Genomic DNA, 16,033 nt, shown 5'->3' with positions numbered 1-16,033 from the left:
AGGAATTGTAATTGTGTTATAATTTAACCGTATTTCAAATTCAAGGAGGGTTTATTAAAAATGACCAAAACATTAGCAGTTAACGCTGGTTCATCATCTATGAAATGGCAAATGTATGAAATGCCAGAAGAAAAAGTTCTTGCCAAGGGATTAATCGAACGAATTGGTTTGAAAGATTCGATTGTGACCGTCAAATTTGGTGAGCAAAAAGAAGAACGCGTTTTTGACATTCCAAATCATACAGAAGCAGTAGAAGTTTTACTTGAAGATTTAAAACGATTGAAAATAGTAGAGGAATTTACTGAAATTACAGGTGTAGGACATCGTGTGGTTGCTGGAGGTGAAATTTTCCAAAAATCAACAGTTGTTACACCAGAAGTGTTGCAACAAGTTAAAGATTTGTCAGCTCTTGCTCCTTTGCATAATCCAGCAAATGCTGCAGGAATTGAAGCTTTTTTGAACTTACTGCCTGATGCAACTTCAGTAGTAGTTTTTGATACAGCTTTCCATACAACGATGCCTGAAAAAGCATTCCGTTATCCATTGCCTAAAAAATATTATACAGATTATGCTGTCCGTAAATATGGGGCTCATGGAACTTCACACATGTATGTTTCACAAGAAGCTGCAAAATTACTTGGAAAACCAATTGAAGAAACTAAAATTATCACTGCTCATATCGGGAATGGCGCATCACTGACAGCAGTAAAAGGTGGGAAATCAATTGATACTTCGATGGGATTCACACCACTTGCTGGAGTAATGATGGGAACACGTACAGGTGAAATGGACCCTTCTGTTTTTCCATACCTTATTGAAAATGACTCTGAGTTAAAAGATGCTCAAGGTGTTGTTGATATGATGAACAAAGAATCTGGTCTCTATGGTGTATCTGGTATTTCATCAGATATGCGTGATATCATTGCTGCTAAAGATACAGATACTGATGCAAAACTTGCATTTGAGATGTATGTTGACCGAATTCAAAAATTTATTGGTCAATATTTGGCCGTTTTGAATGGGGCAGATGCTCTTGTCTTCACCGCTGGTATTGGTGAAAATTCGGTTCCTGTTCGTGAAGCAATTCTTTCTGGATTGACTTGGTTTGGAATTGAAGTTGACCCTGAGAAAAATGTCTTTGGCGTCGAGGGAGAAATTTCAACACCTCATTCACGCGTAAAAGTTTTTGTGATTCCAACTGACGAAGAGCTTGTAATTGCTCGTGATGTTGAAGCACTTAAAAAATAATTAATTAAAAGATTTTGTTTTAGAACAAAATCTTTTTTATTTTTAAAATGACATAAAATGATAAGTTCTGGGAATCCTTGAGGGAGGAGAAATGAAATCAGACATAAAATATGATATAATTTTAAGAATAAAACGCATACATTAAGGAGAGTAAGTATGGAAAAAACGCTCGCTGTCAATGCAGGCTCCTCGTCATTAAAATGGCAACTTTACGAAATGCCGGAAGAAACCGTGATTGCTAAAGGAATTTTTGAACGTATTGGTTTGTCTGGCTCAATCTCAACAACTAAATTTAACAATGAAGAACACGTTAGAAAACAAGAAATTGTTGACCATCGTCAAGCCGTTTTGTTATTAATGGATGAATTAATTCACTTTAAATTAATTCATGAATTCCGCGAAATCACAGGAATTGGCCATCGTGTTGTTGCAGGTGGGGAATTTTTCAAAACTTCTACGGTTATTAGTCCTGAGGTTTTGGCTGAGATTAAAAATCTTTCAACTTTGGCTCCTTTGCATAATCCTGCTAATGTTTTAGGGATTGAAGCTTTTCAACGTTTATTACCAGATGCACTTGCAGTTGCTGTTTTCGACACTGCTTTTCACAGTACTTTGCCAGAAAAGGCTTATCGTTATCCTATTCCAACAAAATATTATGAAGATTATTCAATCAGAAAATATGGAGCACATGGAACGTCACACATGTATGTCGCCCAAGAAGCGGCAAAAGTTTTAGGAAAACCATTGGAAGATTTGAAGCTAATTACGGCTCATATCGGAAATGGAGCTTCAATTACAGCAATTGAAGCTGGAAAATCTGTTGATACTTCAATGGGATTTACACCACTTGCTGGTGTAATGATGGGAACACGTGCAGGTGAAATGGACGCCTCAGTCATTCCTTATATGTTAGAGAGCGACCCAAGCCTTAGAAATGCTCAAGATGTGATTGACATTCTCAATAAAGAATCTGGAGTTCTTGGGGTGTCAGAACTCTCAAGTGATATGCGTGATCTTTCAGAAGCTGTGGCTAAAGGAAATCCTAAAGCGATTCTTGCTTATGAAATGTATGTTGACCGTCTCAAGAAATTTATTGCCCAATATTTTGGAGTATTAAATGGGGCTGATGCTCTTATTTTCACGGCTGGTGTTGGTGAAAATGATACAGCTGTTCGGACTGATGTAGTTAATGGACTTTCTTGGTTTGGCATGGAAATTGATGAAAGTAAAAATGTTCGTGGAGCATTTGGTATCATTTCTAAACCAGAGTCTAAAGTGAAAGTACTTGTTGTGCCAACAAACGAAGAATTGGTTATTGCTCGTGATGTTGAAGCTGCTAAATAATTAGATAAAATTTACTGACAAATTTCTGTCAGTAAATTTTTTTACTTATGAAAAAGCTGTCAGTAAAGTTTTGACAAATGGTTTGTCTTCTATAAAAGAAAGCGCTATAATTAGGGTGAATGGAGGGAAGGTTGTGGAGGATTTACCAAAAGTTACAAAAGCTGAAATGTTGCCAGGAGTGCGTTTACGTTTAGAATTTGATAATGGACAAGTTCGATATTATCCTGTTCATGAGCAAATTGATTTGCTGATGAACCCTTTTGATGTGAGTAAGTTAAAAAAGACATATGGCGCAAATTTGTTTCTTGGGGGAATGGTTTCATGGATTGGAAATGAGATCAAGATTGAACCTAATGGAGATTTGATACTTAATAAATCGGTGATTCCTGCTGAAATTCTTTGGAAACACAGTCTTAAACATGTTGACAGTCTGGACCCGGAAAAATTGAAAGAGTTAGAAGAAATCAAGCACCCAATTTGGCAAGGTTTTAAAAGTCTTAATTTAATCTTTTGGATTGCGGGGATTCTTTTTGTGATTTATTTACTTATTCAGTTGTTGGGACATCTGGGTTTATTGACATCATGATAGTTTCTAAAAAGGCTTTGATTAGTCTTTTTTTCGTGAGCATTTTATGGTAAAATAGAGAAAATATAATAGAATAGGTGCAATATGGCTGAAATTAAATATAAACGCGTACTGTTAAAACTTTCGGGAGAGGCCCTCTCAGGCGAAAAAGGTTTCGGATTTGACCCTGAAACAGCAAAAGCTGTCGCTGAAGAACTCAAAGAAGTCCATGATTTGGGCGCAGAACTTGCGATTGTTTGCGGTGGTGGTAATGTTTGGCGTGGAATTACTGGTGAGAAAGCCGGAATGGAACGTGCTCAGGCAGATTACATGGGAATGCTTGCAACAATTCAAAATGGATTGTTCATTCAAAGTGCTCTTGAAAATATTGGGGTTGACACACGAGTGATGACAGCCATTGAGATGAAAGCTGTTGCTGAACCTTATATTCGTCGTCGTGCTGAACGCCATTTAGAAAAGGGACGTGTTGTCATTTTTGCTGGGGGAACTGGTTCGCCTTACTTCTCAACTGATACAACTTCTGCATTACGTGCTGCGGAAATTAATGCTGATGTCATTTTAATGGCTAAAAATGGTGTTGATGGTGTTTATAATGCTGACCCTAAATTAGTTGCTGATGCTATTAAATTTGAACATTTGACACATATGGATGTTATTACCAAAGGCTTGCAAGTAATGGACAGTACGGCTTCAACAATGTCAATGGATAATCATATTCCACTTGTTGTTTTCAACATGAATGAAGCTGGAAATATTACACGTGTCGTTCGTGGTGAAGAAATCGGAACAACGGTTGAATAAGATTTACTTACAAAAAAGTTGTCAGTAAATTTATTCAGTAAAAAATTACTGATGGAAATACTAGCATATTCGTAAACGCTGAAGCGTCAACGACTATCCTATGATGGAAATATTAGCATAACTGTAATCATTAAAATACTAACACTTATCTCTGACAAAATTTCTGTCAGTAAAATAAATAGAAGAATTAAAAGTAGAAAAAGGAAATAAAATGGCAAACGAAATTGTTACAACAGCTCAAGACCGGATGAAACAATCATTAGGAAGTTTACAACGTGATTTAGGACATATCCGAGCTGGTCGTGCCAACGCAAGTCTTCTTGACCGTGTTCAAGTTGTTTACTACGGCGCACCAACACCACTCAATCAATTAGCGTCCATCACAATTCCAGAAGCGCGCGTATTGATGGTTACTCCTTTTGATAAATCAATCTTGAAAGATATTGAAAAAGCATTGTATGAATCAGATCTTGGGATTACACCAGCAAATGATGGTTCTGTGATTCGTTTAGTTATCCCAATGTTGACAGAAGAACGCCGTCGCGAACTTGTCAAAGAAATGGGTAAATATATTGAATCAGCAAAAGTAGCAATCCGTAATATCCGTCGTGATGCAATGGACACTGCTAAGAAATCAGAAAAAGCAAAAGAAATCACTGAAGATGATCTTAAAGATCTTGAAAACAACATTCAAAAAGTGACTGATGACGCGGTTAAAGAAGCAGATCGTCTTGCATCAATTAAAGAAAAAGAATTGTTGGATATCTAAGTAGAACAATCTAACAAATAAAGTAATCTGTAAAAGCATTAACGGCTCCATTGAGCCGTTTTTACATCAAAAATCTGTCAGGATGGATAAATTTGAGAGAACTAATCAAACTTAGAGAGCAACCGTCTTATCTCAAAGAAGCAATTCGATTTTTTCAGGAAAAATGGGGAAATACGGACAGTAACCCTGTATATGATGACTGTTTGAAGCATAGTTTAGAGAGTAACAAAAAGATTCCTCAGTGGTATCTGATTGTTGATGAAGGAAAAATTATTGCGGGGTGTGGACTGATTAGCAATGATTTTATTAGTCGAATGGACTTATACCCTTGGCTTTGTGCACTTTATGTTGAAGAAAAATTTCGAAATCAAGGTCTTGCTGGTCTGTTGATTGAAGCAGTAAAAGAAGATTGCAGAACTTTTGATATTGATAAACTTTATCTTGCAACGGATTTTGCTGATTTCTATGAGCACTTTGATTTTCATTATCTAGCTGACGGCTATCATCCTTGGGGTGAAAAATCACGGATTTACGAAGGAAATATCAATTAAACAGAGACAAATAGTCTCTCAATCACATTTTATAAAGAGGTACAAATGAGTATTATTGGACAAACAATCTCCGCGATAATCGTGGAAGAAAGTGAACGTTTCTATTTTCTCCAAAAGGGAGAAGATTTATTACGTTTAGATAAAACAGAAGGTGAACATACAGTTGGCGATGTGGTAACTGGTTTTGTTTATGTGGATAAAGATGACCATCGTCGTTTGACGACTTTGGAACAAAAAGCAACAAATGAGCATTATGGTTGGGGAACGGTAACAGCTGTACGTAAGGACCTTGGTGCCTTTGTTGACACAGGTTTACCAGGAAAAGATGTGGTCGTCTCTCTTGATGATTTGCCACTCGAAAAAGACCAATGGCCAAAAGTTGGTGACCAACTTTATGTGAAATTAATTATTGACAGAAAAGAGCGAATTTGGGGTCATTTAGCATGGCATGAAGATTTCTGGAATCTTGCAGGTCCTGGTTATGACAACATGCAAAACCAAGATTTACGAGCAATTGTTTATCGAAATAAAGAATCAGGAACATTTGTTTATTTGCCTGACAACAATATGCTAGGATTTATTCATCCAAATGAACGTTTCTCAGTTCCACGTGTCGGTCAAGAACTTCAAGTTCGTGTTATTGGTTTTAGAAAAGAAGACCGTAGTCTAAATCTGTCAGCAAAACCACGTGCTTATGAAATGCTTGATGCTGATAGCCAAATGATTTTAGCTTATCTTCAATCAATGGGCGGGAAAATGGCATTTAATGACAAATCAAATCCAGATGAAATAAAAGCAACTTTTGGAATCTCAAAAGGACAATTCAAAAAAGCGCTTGGTGGTTTGATGAAAGCTAAAAAAATCAAACAAAGTCCAGAGGGAACAGAATTAATCGGAGAATAATTTACTGACAGCTTCTTTAGAAATACTAAGCTTAATTTAAAAGCATTTGTCAGTAAATTCTGTCAGTCTGATGACTTATAAAAATTTCTGTCAGTAAAAAAGTAGCTTAATTGGCTACTTTTTTTTGAGCTATGCTATAATATTTCACAAGACAAACAAAGTGAAGGAGAAATAATGGCAACAGAAAGAGCAATATTTGCAGGTGGATGTTTTTGGTGTATGGTTCAACCTTTTGAAGAACGAGAAGGGATTTTATCTGTGATAAGTGGCTATACAGGTGGAAATGTTGAAAATCCAACTTATGAACAAGTAAAAAAACACCTGACTGGTCATACAGAAGCAGTAGAAATTATTTTTGATAATAGTAAAATTACCTATCAAAGTCTTGTTGAACTTTATTGGACACTCACGGACCCAACAGATGCTTTTGGTCAGTTTGAAGACCGTGGGGATAACTATCGTCCAGTCATTTTTGTTGAAAACGAAGAACAAGAAAAAATTGCCAAAGAAAGCAAAGCGCAATTGCAAGCCAGCGGAAATTTTGATTCACCTATTGTGACAAGTATTGAAGCCGTTCAAAAATTCTGGCCAGCAGAAGACTACCATCAAGGATTTTACAAAAAAAATCCAGAAGATTATGCCCAATCAAGTAAAATTCGTCATGATTTTTTGGAAAAACAATGGGAAAAATAATTAATTTTCCGACTTAATGATAATAGAAAGAGAAAATGACTTTTTATAATTACCTTATGCGCCATCGTGCACCAGTAGAAAAAGATGATGCAACTCGTCTTGCAAATTTAGTTTTTCAAGACCCGCTTTTTCCAAAACAGTCTAAAGATTTCGATGAAATTTCGACTTATTTAGAAACCCAAGCCCCATTTTACTTTAATCTTACCCTGTTTGATAATATTTGGGAAAGTTATTTAGAAGCTTAGCGATTATCATAATTTTTTCTTAACAAAAAATAATAAAATGATATAATGGACCCAAAGGAGAGATTTATGCAAATTACAGTAGAAAAACTTAAATTCTCATATCAGTCTAGACAAATTTTGTCTATTAATGAAGGGGCGTTTGAATCGGGCCATATTTATGGAATTGTTGGCAATAATGGTGTTGGTAAAACAACCTTTTTCAAGACGTTGACCAATATTATTACAAACTATGAGGGGCGTATTCAACTTGATGGTCAAGAAATCAAAGAAAATCCAGGATTGCTTACAAAAGTTGGTATCATGCTAGATGATATGGAGCTTTATAAAAGTTACACAGGTTTATTTAATCTCCACTACTTTGGTGGTTTACGAGGAGAGTTTGATGAGGATAAAGCGCTCGATTTAGCTGAAAAATTAGATTTAACTCCTGAAATGTTATCAAAAAAAGTCGCCACTTATTCACTTGGAATGAAGAAAAAGTTAATTCTACTCATCTCGGTTATGAATGATGCGGAAATTTTGATTTTCGATGAGCCTTTTCGAGGAATTGATGCAAAATCTGTTGAGTGGTTTAGAGATTATTTGCTTACACTCAAAGAAAGAGGACGTTTGATTCTCATTTCAAGCCATGTTCAAGAAGATATTGAAACAATCTGCGATAAAGTTTATCTTCTGTCTAATGGAGATTTCACAGCTACTTTTGATTTGAAAAATCAACAAGAAGTCTTGACTTATACGGTTTCTGTGACTGATGTTCAAGTCTTAGAAAACTTTTTGACGAGGGCTGGTGTTCAAGTGGAAATTAAAGAAAATACAATAAAATTTGACAGCAGTCCCGAAGATTTCCAAATTGCATTTCGTCATGCTGTTGAAGAAGGTGTATACTTTGATAGCATTAAAAAAGAATCAAAATTTGCTGAATTTATCAAAAAAGGGAGTAACTGATGAACGCAAAAAACATTTTCAAAATGGAATTTTACCGAAATTTTCGAGATAAAAGCTGGCTGATTGTCATTGGAGTTATGGCTGTTTTAGCATTAATTGATTCAATTCTAATCATCAATCTCATTGGAAAAACAGTCTCTGGATACGGTCAGAATAGTGCCGGGGCAGCAGTCCTAGCGGCTTTAACTATTTTCGTCACTTTGGCTTTAGGGCTTGGAATTTGGGCCTTTCAAATCATTTATCCTTTCCATCTACTATCAGTTGATTATAGTAATAAAGCCTTAGGACTAATGATTGCTTCTGGGGTAAATCGAATGACTTACTATTTTATTAAATTAATTTCAACAATTCTTTCGACTTTACTAGCCTTATTTACAATTTTGATTATTCCTTTTTTCCTAATTTTAGGTGTCTATGCCCGGCAATTAAGTGAATTTTTGAGTATGGTCTCTCGCTCTCTTTCACTTAGTAGTGTTTGGATGGTTTTGCTTAATTCATTTGCTGGTGCCTTGGCTTCTATTGTTATCTTATTTTTCGTTGTGATTATGACAAGAGGCAAATTCTGGGGAATTTTTGTTTATTTAGGAATTACAATGGGAATTGGGATTGTCGTCACCATCTTTACCAGTTCAACAAACGTAGTGTTAACTCATGGTCAAAATATGATGTCAAATACCAGTTTAATTGGGATTATTTTTTCAATAGTTGAAATAGTTGCTTTTGGATTACTCGGACTGTCTCTCATCAGAAAACAAGATTTATAAAGCAAAGAGCGCTTGACAGAGCGCTTTTTTTTTGATAGAATACTCAGGTATGTGAATTTTCACATGCAAGGCGTGGAAGCTGTAAAATACAGCATCATACCACATCACGAAAACAAAATATAAGGAGAATTTATCGTGGCTAAACAAGTAGAAAAACTCGTTAAATTACAAATCCCTGCCGGTAAAGCAACACCAGCTCCACCAGTTGGACCAGCTTTGGGTCAAGCAGGTGTTAACATCATGGGATTCACAAAAGAATTCAACGCTCGTACAGCTGACCAAGCTGGTATGATCATTCCAGTTGTTATCTCAGTTTATGATGACAAATCATTTACATTCATCACAAAAACTCCTCCAGCAGCAGTTCTTTTGAAAAAAGCAGCAGGCGTTCAAAAAGGTTCTGGTGAACCTAACAAAACAAAAGTTGCTTCAGTTACAAAAGCACAAATCAAAGAAATTGCAGAACTTAAAATGCCTGACCTTAACGCGTCATCAGTTGAAACTGCAATGTCAATGATTGAAGGTACTGCAAAATCTATGGGATTCACTGTTACTGACTAAAAATTTAGACGAATTACTTCGTTGACAGAACCCTCACCTACTTAGGTAGGCTTCGGAACCTGTCGCCTCGTACTTCGACTAAATTTTCGAGATTTACATATTGTAAATTCAGAAAAAGTCACACATGCAATCCACACATTTAGTGGAAGGCTGTTACTCTTGTTGTTATAAAGTACTATTAGTTCATCTGAGCGGCACGGAGCGAGAAAATAGCTTCCTTTGAGCGCAATAGAGCGGACTTTTAAATGCAACAAGGAAGACAGACAACCGATATTACCACAAGGAGAAAATAGAAATGGCTAAAAAAAGTAAAGCATTGCGCGCAGCGATTGAAAAAATCGACGCAACTAAATTATACAGCGTAGAAGAAGCTGTAGCACTTGCAAAAGAAACTTCATTTGCAAAATTTGATGCAACTGTAGAAGTTGCTTACAACCTTAACATCGACGTTAAAAAATCTGACCAACAAATCCGTGGAGCAATGGTATTGCCAAACGGTACTGGTAAAACTGCTCGTGTTCTCGTTTTCGCTAAAGGTGCAAAAGCTGAAGAAGCTACAGCAGCTGGTGCAGACTTCGTTGGTTCTGATGAACTCGTTGCTAAAATCAACGGTGGATGGTTGGACTTCGACGTTGTTATCGCAACACCTGATATGATGGCTGTTGTTGGACGTCTTGGACGTGTCCTCGGACCACGTAACTTGATGCCAAACCCTAAAACTGGTACAGTTACTATGGATGTAACTAAAGCAGTTGAAGAATCAAAAGCTGGTAAAGTTAACTACCGTGCTGACAAAGCTGGTAACGTTCATGTTCCAATCGGTAAAGTTTCATTCGATACAGAAAAACTTGTTGAAAACTTTAAAGCTTTGAACTCTGTAATTGCAGCTGCTAAACCTGCTGCATCTAAGGGAGCTTACATCACAAACCTTTCTGTTACAACTACAATGGGTCCTGGTGTTAAAGTTGATTCTGCATCATTCTAATAACAATAAAAAAAGAGAAAAATATTTTTCTCTTTTTTTATTTATTGTAGAATATAAAAAAACATGCTAGAATGAGGTATGTTATTATTTCTATGGGCTTATACAACAATTATCTTTGCAATTGCCTATCTTTTTCAAGTTCTAAACCTGACGCTGATTGGATTAGAGGTCGTTACCATTCTCATTCTTTTTATCAGTTTTTGGGAAAGTACCAAAGGAAGACATTGGCGAATTATTGGAATGAATATTATTAATATTATATTCATAAGTATTCTATATTTTTCACAACATACCTTTACTTACATTCAACATCATGATGTCGAAAAAATGCTGGTCATAGTTGTTAGTTTTGTCTTGTCCCAATTATTGGGGATTTTCTGGGGGAGACAGTTTTATAAACATCAAGAAAAATCAAAAAAATAAAAGGGTTGAAATTATTCAACTCTTTTATTTATTTGATTAACAAGTTCATTAATTTTTTCAACTCTAGGTTGGATGGAAATTTGAAATTCATCTACTTTTTTTTGAATATCTTTTCCAACTTTTTCTGCTTTGATACCTTCTTCTTGAACACGTTCCACATTTACTTTCATCGTGTTGACTTCTTCTGACAACTCGCCAATGATATTTTTTAAGTCTTTAAATAATTCAATCATAGTAATGTCCTTTTATTGGCCATTGATTTCTTTAGCAATTTCAGCTAAATCATAATCATGAGCAGTGAATTTTCCAACGAAACCATCATTTTCATCAAAACGAGGAATAAGGTGAATATGAGTATGGAAAACAGTTTGACCAGCGATTTCTTCATTATTTTGTAAAATGTTCATCCCTTTAGCATGAAGATTATTAACAATTTTGTTGGCAATAAAAGGGACTTTGCTGAAAAGTTCAGCTGATTGTTCGCCTGTCATTGAAAGAATGTTGCGATAATGTTTTTTGGGAACCACTAATGTATGCCCTTTAGTTGTTTGAGTGATATCAAGGAAGGCAAGAACATCATCATCTTCATAAATTTTGGTGCTAGGAATTTCACCAGCGATAATTTTGCAAAAAATACAATCTTCCATTTGATAGGTCCTCCAGTAGTAATAATGACTCTTTACTCAAAGTCAAAACTTATAATATACTTAGATTATATTATAAATAAGCTAAAAATCCCAGTAATAATGCTGAAACTTACTAAATCGTAAGGGAATTGCCGAAAAAGGGAAATTCAAATATGTTATAATAAATAAAACTTTTATTTATTATAACTTAAATTTAAGCATTTTTTATTTTATAAATTTGATATAATGTAATGAAAATTATTCTTCTGTTTAGAGAAAGTATGGGGGAGTTTAGGAGTATGGTGAGAAAAAAAGCTAAGAAGAAAAAGAATGCTAATCGGCCACTTGGTTTGATTTTTAAATATTTGCGAGAGTTTTCTAAGTTTTGGTTTGAATATCTTTCGATTTTTGTTGGGGCAACTATAGTCATCACACTTGTTATTATTCCACTTTTAGAATCCATTTCTGAGCTTATTATGCGAGTTAGTGGAATTCCTTATGTTTCTTATAATAATCTTGGAAACTTGCTTCAGCAGCATTTCTTAGGAGTTTTGGGGCTCGTAGTTGTCTTATTTGTGCTCATCTTTTTGGTTTATCTGCAATTCATCGTTCAGTTTCAAGGAATTCGTTTGATTCAGGCGAGAACTTTTAGTTTAAAAAGTTTATTTAGGCAAGTTATTTCGGATCTTAAAAATGTCAGAATTCAACAATTAGTCTTTTTCGTATTTTATTTTCTATTAATTATTCCTTTTGGACGTTATGTCTTTAGTACGCCACTTTTGTCGAAAATTAAAATTCCTGTTTTTACATTTGAATTTTTCTTTAAAAGTTGGCAAAATATGCTAATTTTGTTCCTATTTTATGCTATAACATTTTGGATTAGTACCCGTTTAATTTTGACTCTTCCACTGATGATTTTAAAAGGTCAATCATTGAAAGTAGCAATAAAAGAAAGTTTAAAACGAACAAAAGGAGTTAGAAATTTTTTCAGACTATCTGTTTATTTTGGACTTATCGGTTTATTTAGTATAATAATGCAGGGGCTTCTTTTTATTGGCGGCTACTTTGCCCAAGATTATTTGGATAAAACTTCTTTTGCCCTTGTGGGAGCAGTGTCAATACTGGATTTGATTTGGTTGGGAAGCTCTATTATATCTACCTTGAGTTTGGTCATGCTTTTTAGTTACTTGATGAGAGAAGCTGACTTGGAAGCCTTTGAAATTTCAGAAGTAGTAAAAAAATCTCCGAAAGTTAGAAGAAAATATAAAATAATTTTTTCTACTTTAGCTGTTTTAATTTTTGCTTTAGTGAGCTGGACTTATGTTGAAGGATTTATGGATACTGTCCCTTTAACCATTTCACATCGGGGAGTTGATGAAGAAAATGGGGTGCAAAATACAATTCCAGCCATGGAAGCTACGGCTAAATCAAAACCAGATTATGTTGAAATGGATATTCAGGAAACAAAAGACCATCAATTTGTTGTTTTCCATGATCCAACTTTAAAAGATTTAGCTGGAATTGATATTCCGCCACAAAAACTTACCTTAGCAGAATTGACGAATACAGTTGTATCGGAAAATGGGAAAAAGGCTTTAATCCCAAGTTTTGATGATTATTTAGCGGCTGCTGAAAAAGTTAACCAAAAATTACTGGTTGAGATTAAAGTTTCTCCATTTGATTCTCCAAAGATGGTTGAAAATTTTAGTAAAAAATATGGTGCACGTCTTTTAAAAGATAAGGCTATGATCCATTCTTTAGATTATAATGCCCTTTTAATTGAACAAAAAATTAATCCTAAGATTAAAGTGAGTTTCATCCTTCCGTTCAACTTACTTTTCCCACAAACTAAGATGTCGGCCTATACCATGGAGGCCACAACACTCAATAGTAGTTTTGTGGATAAAGCTCAGGCAAGAAAGCAGATGGTTTTTGCTTGGACGGTCAATGACGAAACGGATATGAGAGAACAGATGTTCAATGGAGTAGATGGAATTATTACAGATAATCTTGATGACTTAAAAGAAGTTATCGCCGAGGATGATGATAATCCGAGCTATGCGCAACGTATTTTAAGAATGACTTCAATAATAAATATAGAATAAGATTGAAAAGAGGAATGTATGTTAAAAGTAACAAATCTAACAGGTGGCTATTTGGGGCATCCTGTCTTAAAAGACCTTAATTTTGAAATTAAAGAAGGTGAGTTAGTTGGACTCATTGGTTTAAATGGTGCAGGAAAATCGACGACAATTCAAGAAATTATTGGACTTTTGACTCCTTATTCTGGACAAATTGAATTAGACGGCTTAACTTTACAACAAGATTTAGAAGGCTATCGTAGAAAAATTGGTTTCATTCCAGAAACACCAAGTTTGTATGAAGAATTGACTTTGCGTGAACATATTGAGGTGACAGCTTTAGCTTACGGGATTTCTGTTGACTTGGCTTTTGAACGTGCTGAAAAATTATTAGAAACTTTCCGCTTGAGTGATAAATTAGATTGGTTCCCTGTGAATTTTTCAAAAGGGATGAAACAAAAAGTGATGATTATCTGCGCATTCTTAGTGGAACCTTCGCTCTATATTGTTGATGAACCTTTTATGGGACTTGATCCGCTTGCGATTCAGGATTTGATTGACTTGATGATTGACATGAAAAAATCAGGAAGTTCGATTTTAATGAGTACACATATCTTGTCCACAGCTGAAAAATTCTGTGATAAATTTATTGTTTTGCATGAAGGTCAAGTTGTTGCTTTTGGAACAGTAGAAGAATTACGGACTCAATTTAATCAGCCTAAGGCAAGTTTAGATGAAATTTATCTTGCCTTAACAAAAGGAAATATTCCAAACTCTAAAGAAGTTGTAGAGGCAGGAAAGTCAAATGAATGAAATTTTTAAAAAACGACGTAACCTTTGGTATAAGCAAAATATAAAATATCTTCGTTATGTTTTTAATGACCATTTTGTTTTGTTCCTGATGATTTTATTAGGAGCTTTGGTAGTTCAGTACATTAACTTTCTACAAATTCATCAGCTGAATTTATGGGGCAAAATTATTTTAGTTATTTTGATCAGTTTGGCTAGTCAAATTGTGGGACGTTTGGCAACATTTATTGAGAGTCCAGATAAAGTTTTTTTACTGACAAAAGAAATGGAAGTTCGGGCATATTTAGTAAAATGTTTAATCCGATCTTTGATTATTCCAGCAGTTGTGTCAGCACTTTTGGTTTTGATTGCTGCTCCATTATTAAGATTTAATCCTATTTTCTTAGTCCTTTGGTTCGTCTTACTTGTCGTAATCAAAGCGGCTTGGTTGGCTTACAAAATTTGGTCTTCTCAAAAAAGTGGACTTTTGGATTGGGCTTTCTTGATTGATTTAGAAGAAGGACGAAAAACAGGAACTTTAAGATTATTCTCACTGTTTACGAATGTTAAGGGACTTAAATCACACAGTCATCGTCGGAAATATCTTGATTTTCTACTGACGAAAACAAAAAGAACTTATGAGTATCTATTTACAAGAAGTTTTTTACGCTCAGGAGATTATCTTGGTTTAACGATTCGTTTACTTATTTTGTCAATTTTAGCGATGATTTTTATTAATAATGGAATTGTTGCCATTATTATGGTGGTTGTATTTAACTATTTGCTTATTTTTCAACTTTTATCATTACAAACGGCTTTTGATTATCAACTTTTAACAAGAATTTATCCACTGAAAAAAGCGGCTAAAACAGCTGGTTTACGGGTGCTTATTTTTAGAGTGATGATGTTTGTGACAATTGTTGAATTGATTCTGTCATTAATTTTTGTTCGACCATTTTTCTTGAGTTTGATTATATTACTTACAAACTTTTTACTGACAAAATTTTATGTTAGATTCCGACTTAAAAATAAATAAAAAAGTTACTGATAGAATGTCTGTCAGTAACTTTTTATTTATAATTTGATAATTTTTGTGCCATGAACATAATTTGTTCCGGTTAATTGAGCGAGGTTTTCAAAGTTTTCAGCATTGACACCCCCACCAATAATAATGTTAATTTTACCCTTAGCATAGTCAATGAGACTTTTAAGTTTGTCAGTATTTAAGGGTTGGTCAAGTGGCCCACCGTGCGTCAAAATTTTATCTACGCCAAATTCGACAAGTTGGTCAATTGCTTTTTCTTGATCAGTGACTTCATCAAAAGCCATGTGGAAAGTGATTGGGAGCCCTTGTGCGGCAATGCTCACTGTTTCAAGTGCGTCAGTATCTATTTCATTGTCAGGAGTAAGGGCACCAAATACAATGTTTTGGGCACCAGCTTCAACAGCTTTAAGGGTGTCAGTTTCAATAATTTTAAGTTCATGAGAATTATAAACAAAATTACCACCGCGAGGACGAATCATGACAGCAAGAGTTGTCTTACTTTCGGCAACATATTTGGCAGCTTCTTCAATGACACCATAAGAAGGAGTGGTTCCTCCAACGGCGAGGTTGTCACAAAGTTCAATTCTCTCAACGCCGGCTTGAAGCGCTTGAGGAATTTTGGTAAAATTTTCAAGGCAAAGTTCTCGGATAATCATAATTTCTTCCTTTCATCT

20 protein-coding genes are annotated in these 16,033 nt (G+C 35.0%); 17 read left to right on the top strand and 3 right to left on the bottom strand.

The window, feature by feature from the left end:
• Positions 1–60 precede the first annotated feature (60 nt).
• The 14 genes from IAE51_RS07105 to IAE51_RS07040 all read left to right on the top strand — a co-directional run bounded on the left by IAE51_RS07105 (position 61) and on the right by IAE51_RS07040 (position 10,818).
• Positions 61–1,248 (top strand): acetate kinase, encoded by a 1,188-nt coding sequence (locus tag IAE51_RS07105; protein ID WP_004254593.1) that lies wholly within the window; start codon positions 61–63, stop codon positions 1,246–1,248.
• A 156-nt stretch (positions 1,249–1,404) separates the two neighbouring features.
• The gene (locus tag IAE51_RS07100) at positions 1,405–2,592 is read left to right on the top strand and encodes an acetate kinase (RefSeq protein ID WP_015427114.1); all 1,188 of its coding nucleotides are present in this window, start codon (positions 1,405–1,407) and stop codon (positions 2,590–2,592) included.
• 133 nt (positions 2,593–2,725) lie between these two features.
• Complete coding sequence (locus IAE51_RS07095; RefSeq protein ID WP_021464090.1) at positions 2,726–3,178, top strand: hypothetical protein; 453 nt, start codon at positions 2,726–2,728, stop codon at positions 3,176–3,178.
• Positions 3,179–3,262: 84 nt separating this feature from the next.
• Entirely contained in the window at positions 3,263–3,979 is a 717-nt protein-coding gene (gene pyrH / locus IAE51_RS07090; protein ID WP_021464089.1) for a UMP kinase, read from the top strand.
• Positions 3,980–4,190: 211 nt separating this feature from the next.
• Positions 4,191–4,748 carry a ribosome recycling factor gene (gene frr / locus IAE51_RS07085; RefSeq protein ID WP_004254618.1) on the top strand — a complete coding sequence of 186 codons (558 nt, stop codon included), beginning with the start codon at positions 4,191–4,193 and terminating at the stop codon, positions 4,746–4,748.
• Between the two features lie 92 nt (positions 4,749–4,840).
• Positions 4,841–5,299, top strand: a complete 459-nt coding sequence (locus IAE51_RS07080; protein ID WP_010906262.1) for a GNAT family N-acetyltransferase — start codon at positions 4,841–4,843, stop codon at positions 5,297–5,299.
• 45 nt (positions 5,300–5,344) lie between these two features.
• On the top strand, positions 5,345–6,202 hold the full coding sequence (locus IAE51_RS07075) for a S1 RNA-binding domain-containing protein (protein WP_010906261.1): 858 nt from the start codon (positions 5,345–5,347) through the stop codon (positions 6,200–6,202).
• A 174-nt stretch (positions 6,203–6,376) separates the two neighbouring features.
• Complete coding sequence (msrA, locus tag IAE51_RS07070) at positions 6,377–6,895, top strand: peptide-methionine (S)-S-oxide reductase MsrA (protein ID WP_012898514.1); 519 nt, start codon at positions 6,377–6,379, stop codon at positions 6,893–6,895.
• Positions 6,896–6,930: 35 nt separating this feature from the next.
• Positions 6,931–7,140 carry a YozE family protein gene (locus tag IAE51_RS07065; protein WP_010906259.1) on the top strand — a complete coding sequence of 70 codons (210 nt, stop codon included), beginning with the start codon at positions 6,931–6,933 and terminating at the stop codon, positions 7,138–7,140.
• A gap of 66 nt (positions 7,141–7,206) precedes the next feature.
• A complete protein-coding gene (locus tag IAE51_RS07060) occupies positions 7,207–8,085 on the top strand; it encodes an ABC transporter ATP-binding protein (RefSeq protein ID WP_012898513.1) in 879 nt (292 codons plus the stop codon).
• On the top strand, positions 8,085–8,849 hold the full coding sequence (locus IAE51_RS07055; RefSeq protein WP_058203738.1) for an ABC transporter permease: 765 nt from the start codon (positions 8,085–8,087) through the stop codon (positions 8,847–8,849). The genes IAE51_RS07060 and IAE51_RS07055 overlap by 1 nt, the downstream gene beginning before the upstream one ends.
• Positions 8,850–8,984: 135 nt before the next feature.
• Complete coding sequence (rplK, locus tag IAE51_RS07050; RefSeq protein ID WP_004254643.1) at positions 8,985–9,410, top strand: 50S ribosomal protein L11; 426 nt, start codon at positions 8,985–8,987, stop codon at positions 9,408–9,410.
• A 295-nt stretch (positions 9,411–9,705) separates the two neighbouring features.
• Positions 9,706–10,395 carry a 50S ribosomal protein L1 gene (gene rplA / locus IAE51_RS07045; RefSeq protein ID WP_004254644.1) on the top strand — a complete coding sequence of 230 codons (690 nt, stop codon included), beginning with the start codon at positions 9,706–9,708 and terminating at the stop codon, positions 10,393–10,395.
• Positions 10,396–10,473: 78 nt separating this feature from the next.
• Positions 10,474–10,818 (top strand): hypothetical protein, encoded by a 345-nt coding sequence (locus tag IAE51_RS07040; RefSeq protein WP_004254648.1) that lies wholly within the window; start codon positions 10,474–10,476, stop codon positions 10,816–10,818.
• An 11-nt stretch (positions 10,819–10,829) separates the two neighbouring features.
• Here IAE51_RS07040 and IAE51_RS07035 read toward each other — a convergent pair whose 3' ends face one another.
• Positions 10,830–11,051, bottom strand: coding sequence for a hypothetical protein (locus tag IAE51_RS07035; protein ID WP_010906257.1), 222 nt, complete (start codon positions 11,049–11,051; stop codon positions 10,830–10,832).
• Between the two features lie 12 nt (positions 11,052–11,063).
• Entirely contained in the window at positions 11,064–11,465 is a 402-nt protein-coding gene (locus tag IAE51_RS07030; protein WP_004254651.1) for an HIT family protein, read from the bottom strand.
• Positions 11,466–11,743: 278 nt separating this feature from the next.
• Here IAE51_RS07030 and IAE51_RS07025 point away from each other — a divergent pair, with 278 nt between their 5' ends.
• From IAE51_RS07025 to IAE51_RS07015, 3 genes are read left to right on the top strand one after another with little or no spacing between them, the layout of a single operon-like run.
• On the top strand, positions 11,744–13,549 hold the full coding sequence (locus IAE51_RS07025) for a glycerophosphoryl diester phosphodiesterase membrane domain-containing protein (protein WP_058204387.1): 1,806 nt from the start codon (positions 11,744–11,746) through the stop codon (positions 13,547–13,549).
• Between the two features lie 18 nt (positions 13,550–13,567).
• A complete protein-coding gene (locus IAE51_RS07020) occupies positions 13,568–14,338 on the top strand; it encodes an ABC transporter ATP-binding protein (RefSeq protein ID WP_004254655.1) in 771 nt (256 codons plus the stop codon).
• Positions 14,331–15,350, top strand: a complete 1,020-nt coding sequence (locus IAE51_RS07015) for an ABC transporter permease (protein WP_200095093.1) — start codon at positions 14,331–14,333, stop codon at positions 15,348–15,350. The genes IAE51_RS07020 and IAE51_RS07015 overlap by 8 nt, the downstream gene beginning before the upstream one ends.
• 38 nt (positions 15,351–15,388) lie before the next feature.
• Here IAE51_RS07015 and IAE51_RS07010 read toward each other — a convergent pair whose 3' ends face one another.
• Positions 15,389–16,015, bottom strand: a complete 627-nt coding sequence (locus IAE51_RS07010) for a copper homeostasis protein CutC (protein ID WP_017865091.1) — start codon at positions 16,013–16,015, stop codon at positions 15,389–15,391.
• Positions 16,016–16,033 lie beyond the last annotated feature (18 nt).

This window comes from Lactococcus sp. S64 (assembly GCF_016516525.1).
GTDB lineage: Bacteria > Bacillota > Bacilli > Lactobacillales > Streptococcaceae > Lactococcus > Lactococcus lactis.
Note: the sequence above shows the minus strand (reverse complement) of the source record. Positions and strands in the feature narration are given on the sequence as shown.

Bases quoted from the DNA above. Each gene is read 5' to 3' on its own strand.
- IAE51_RS07105 (WP_004254593.1), top strand. From the start codon at position 61: ATGACCAAAACATTAGCAGTTAACGCTGGTTCATCATCTATGAAATGG.
- IAE51_RS07100 (WP_015427114.1), top strand. From the start codon at position 1,405: ATGGAAAAAACGCTCGCTGTCAATGCAGGCTCCTCGTCATTAAAATGG.
- pyrH (WP_021464089.1), top strand. From the start codon at position 3,263: ATGGCTGAAATTAAATATAAACGCGTACTGTTAAAACTTTCGGGAGAG.
- frr (WP_004254618.1), top strand. From the start codon at position 4,191: ATGGCAAACGAAATTGTTACAACAGCTCAAGACCGGATGAAACAATCA.
- IAE51_RS07075 (WP_010906261.1), top strand. From the start codon at position 5,345: ATGAGTATTATTGGACAAACAATCTCCGCGATAATCGTGGAAGAAAGT.
- msrA (WP_012898514.1), top strand. From the start codon at position 6,377: ATGGCAACAGAAAGAGCAATATTTGCAGGTGGATGTTTTTGGTGTATG.
- IAE51_RS07065 (WP_010906259.1), top strand. From the start codon at position 6,931: ATGACTTTTTATAATTACCTTATGCGCCATCGTGCACCAGTAGAAAAA.
- IAE51_RS07060 (WP_012898513.1), top strand. From the start codon at position 7,207: ATGCAAATTACAGTAGAAAAACTTAAATTCTCATATCAGTCTAGACAA.
- IAE51_RS07055 (WP_058203738.1), top strand. From the start codon at position 8,085: ATGAACGCAAAAAACATTTTCAAAATGGAATTTTACCGAAATTTTCGA.
- rplA (WP_004254644.1), top strand. From the start codon at position 9,706: ATGGCTAAAAAAAGTAAAGCATTGCGCGCAGCGATTGAAAAAATCGAC.
- IAE51_RS07040 (WP_004254648.1), top strand. From the start codon at position 10,474: ATGTTATTATTTCTATGGGCTTATACAACAATTATCTTTGCAATTGCC.
- IAE51_RS07035 (WP_010906257.1), bottom strand. From the start codon at position 11,051: ATGATTGAATTATTTAAAGACTTAAAAAATATCATTGGCGAGTTGTCA.
- IAE51_RS07030 (WP_004254651.1), bottom strand. From the start codon at position 11,465: ATGGAAGATTGTATTTTTTGCAAAATTATCGCTGGTGAAATTCCTAGC.
- IAE51_RS07025 (WP_058204387.1), top strand. From the start codon at position 11,744: ATGGTGAGAAAAAAAGCTAAGAAGAAAAAGAATGCTAATCGGCCACTT.
- IAE51_RS07020 (WP_004254655.1), top strand. From the start codon at position 13,568: ATGTTAAAAGTAACAAATCTAACAGGTGGCTATTTGGGGCATCCTGTC.
- IAE51_RS07015 (WP_200095093.1), top strand. From the start codon at position 14,331: ATGAATGAAATTTTTAAAAAACGACGTAACCTTTGGTATAAGCAAAAT.
- IAE51_RS07010 (WP_017865091.1), bottom strand. From the start codon at position 16,015: ATGATTATCCGAGAACTTTGCCTTGAAAATTTTACCAAAATTCCTCAA.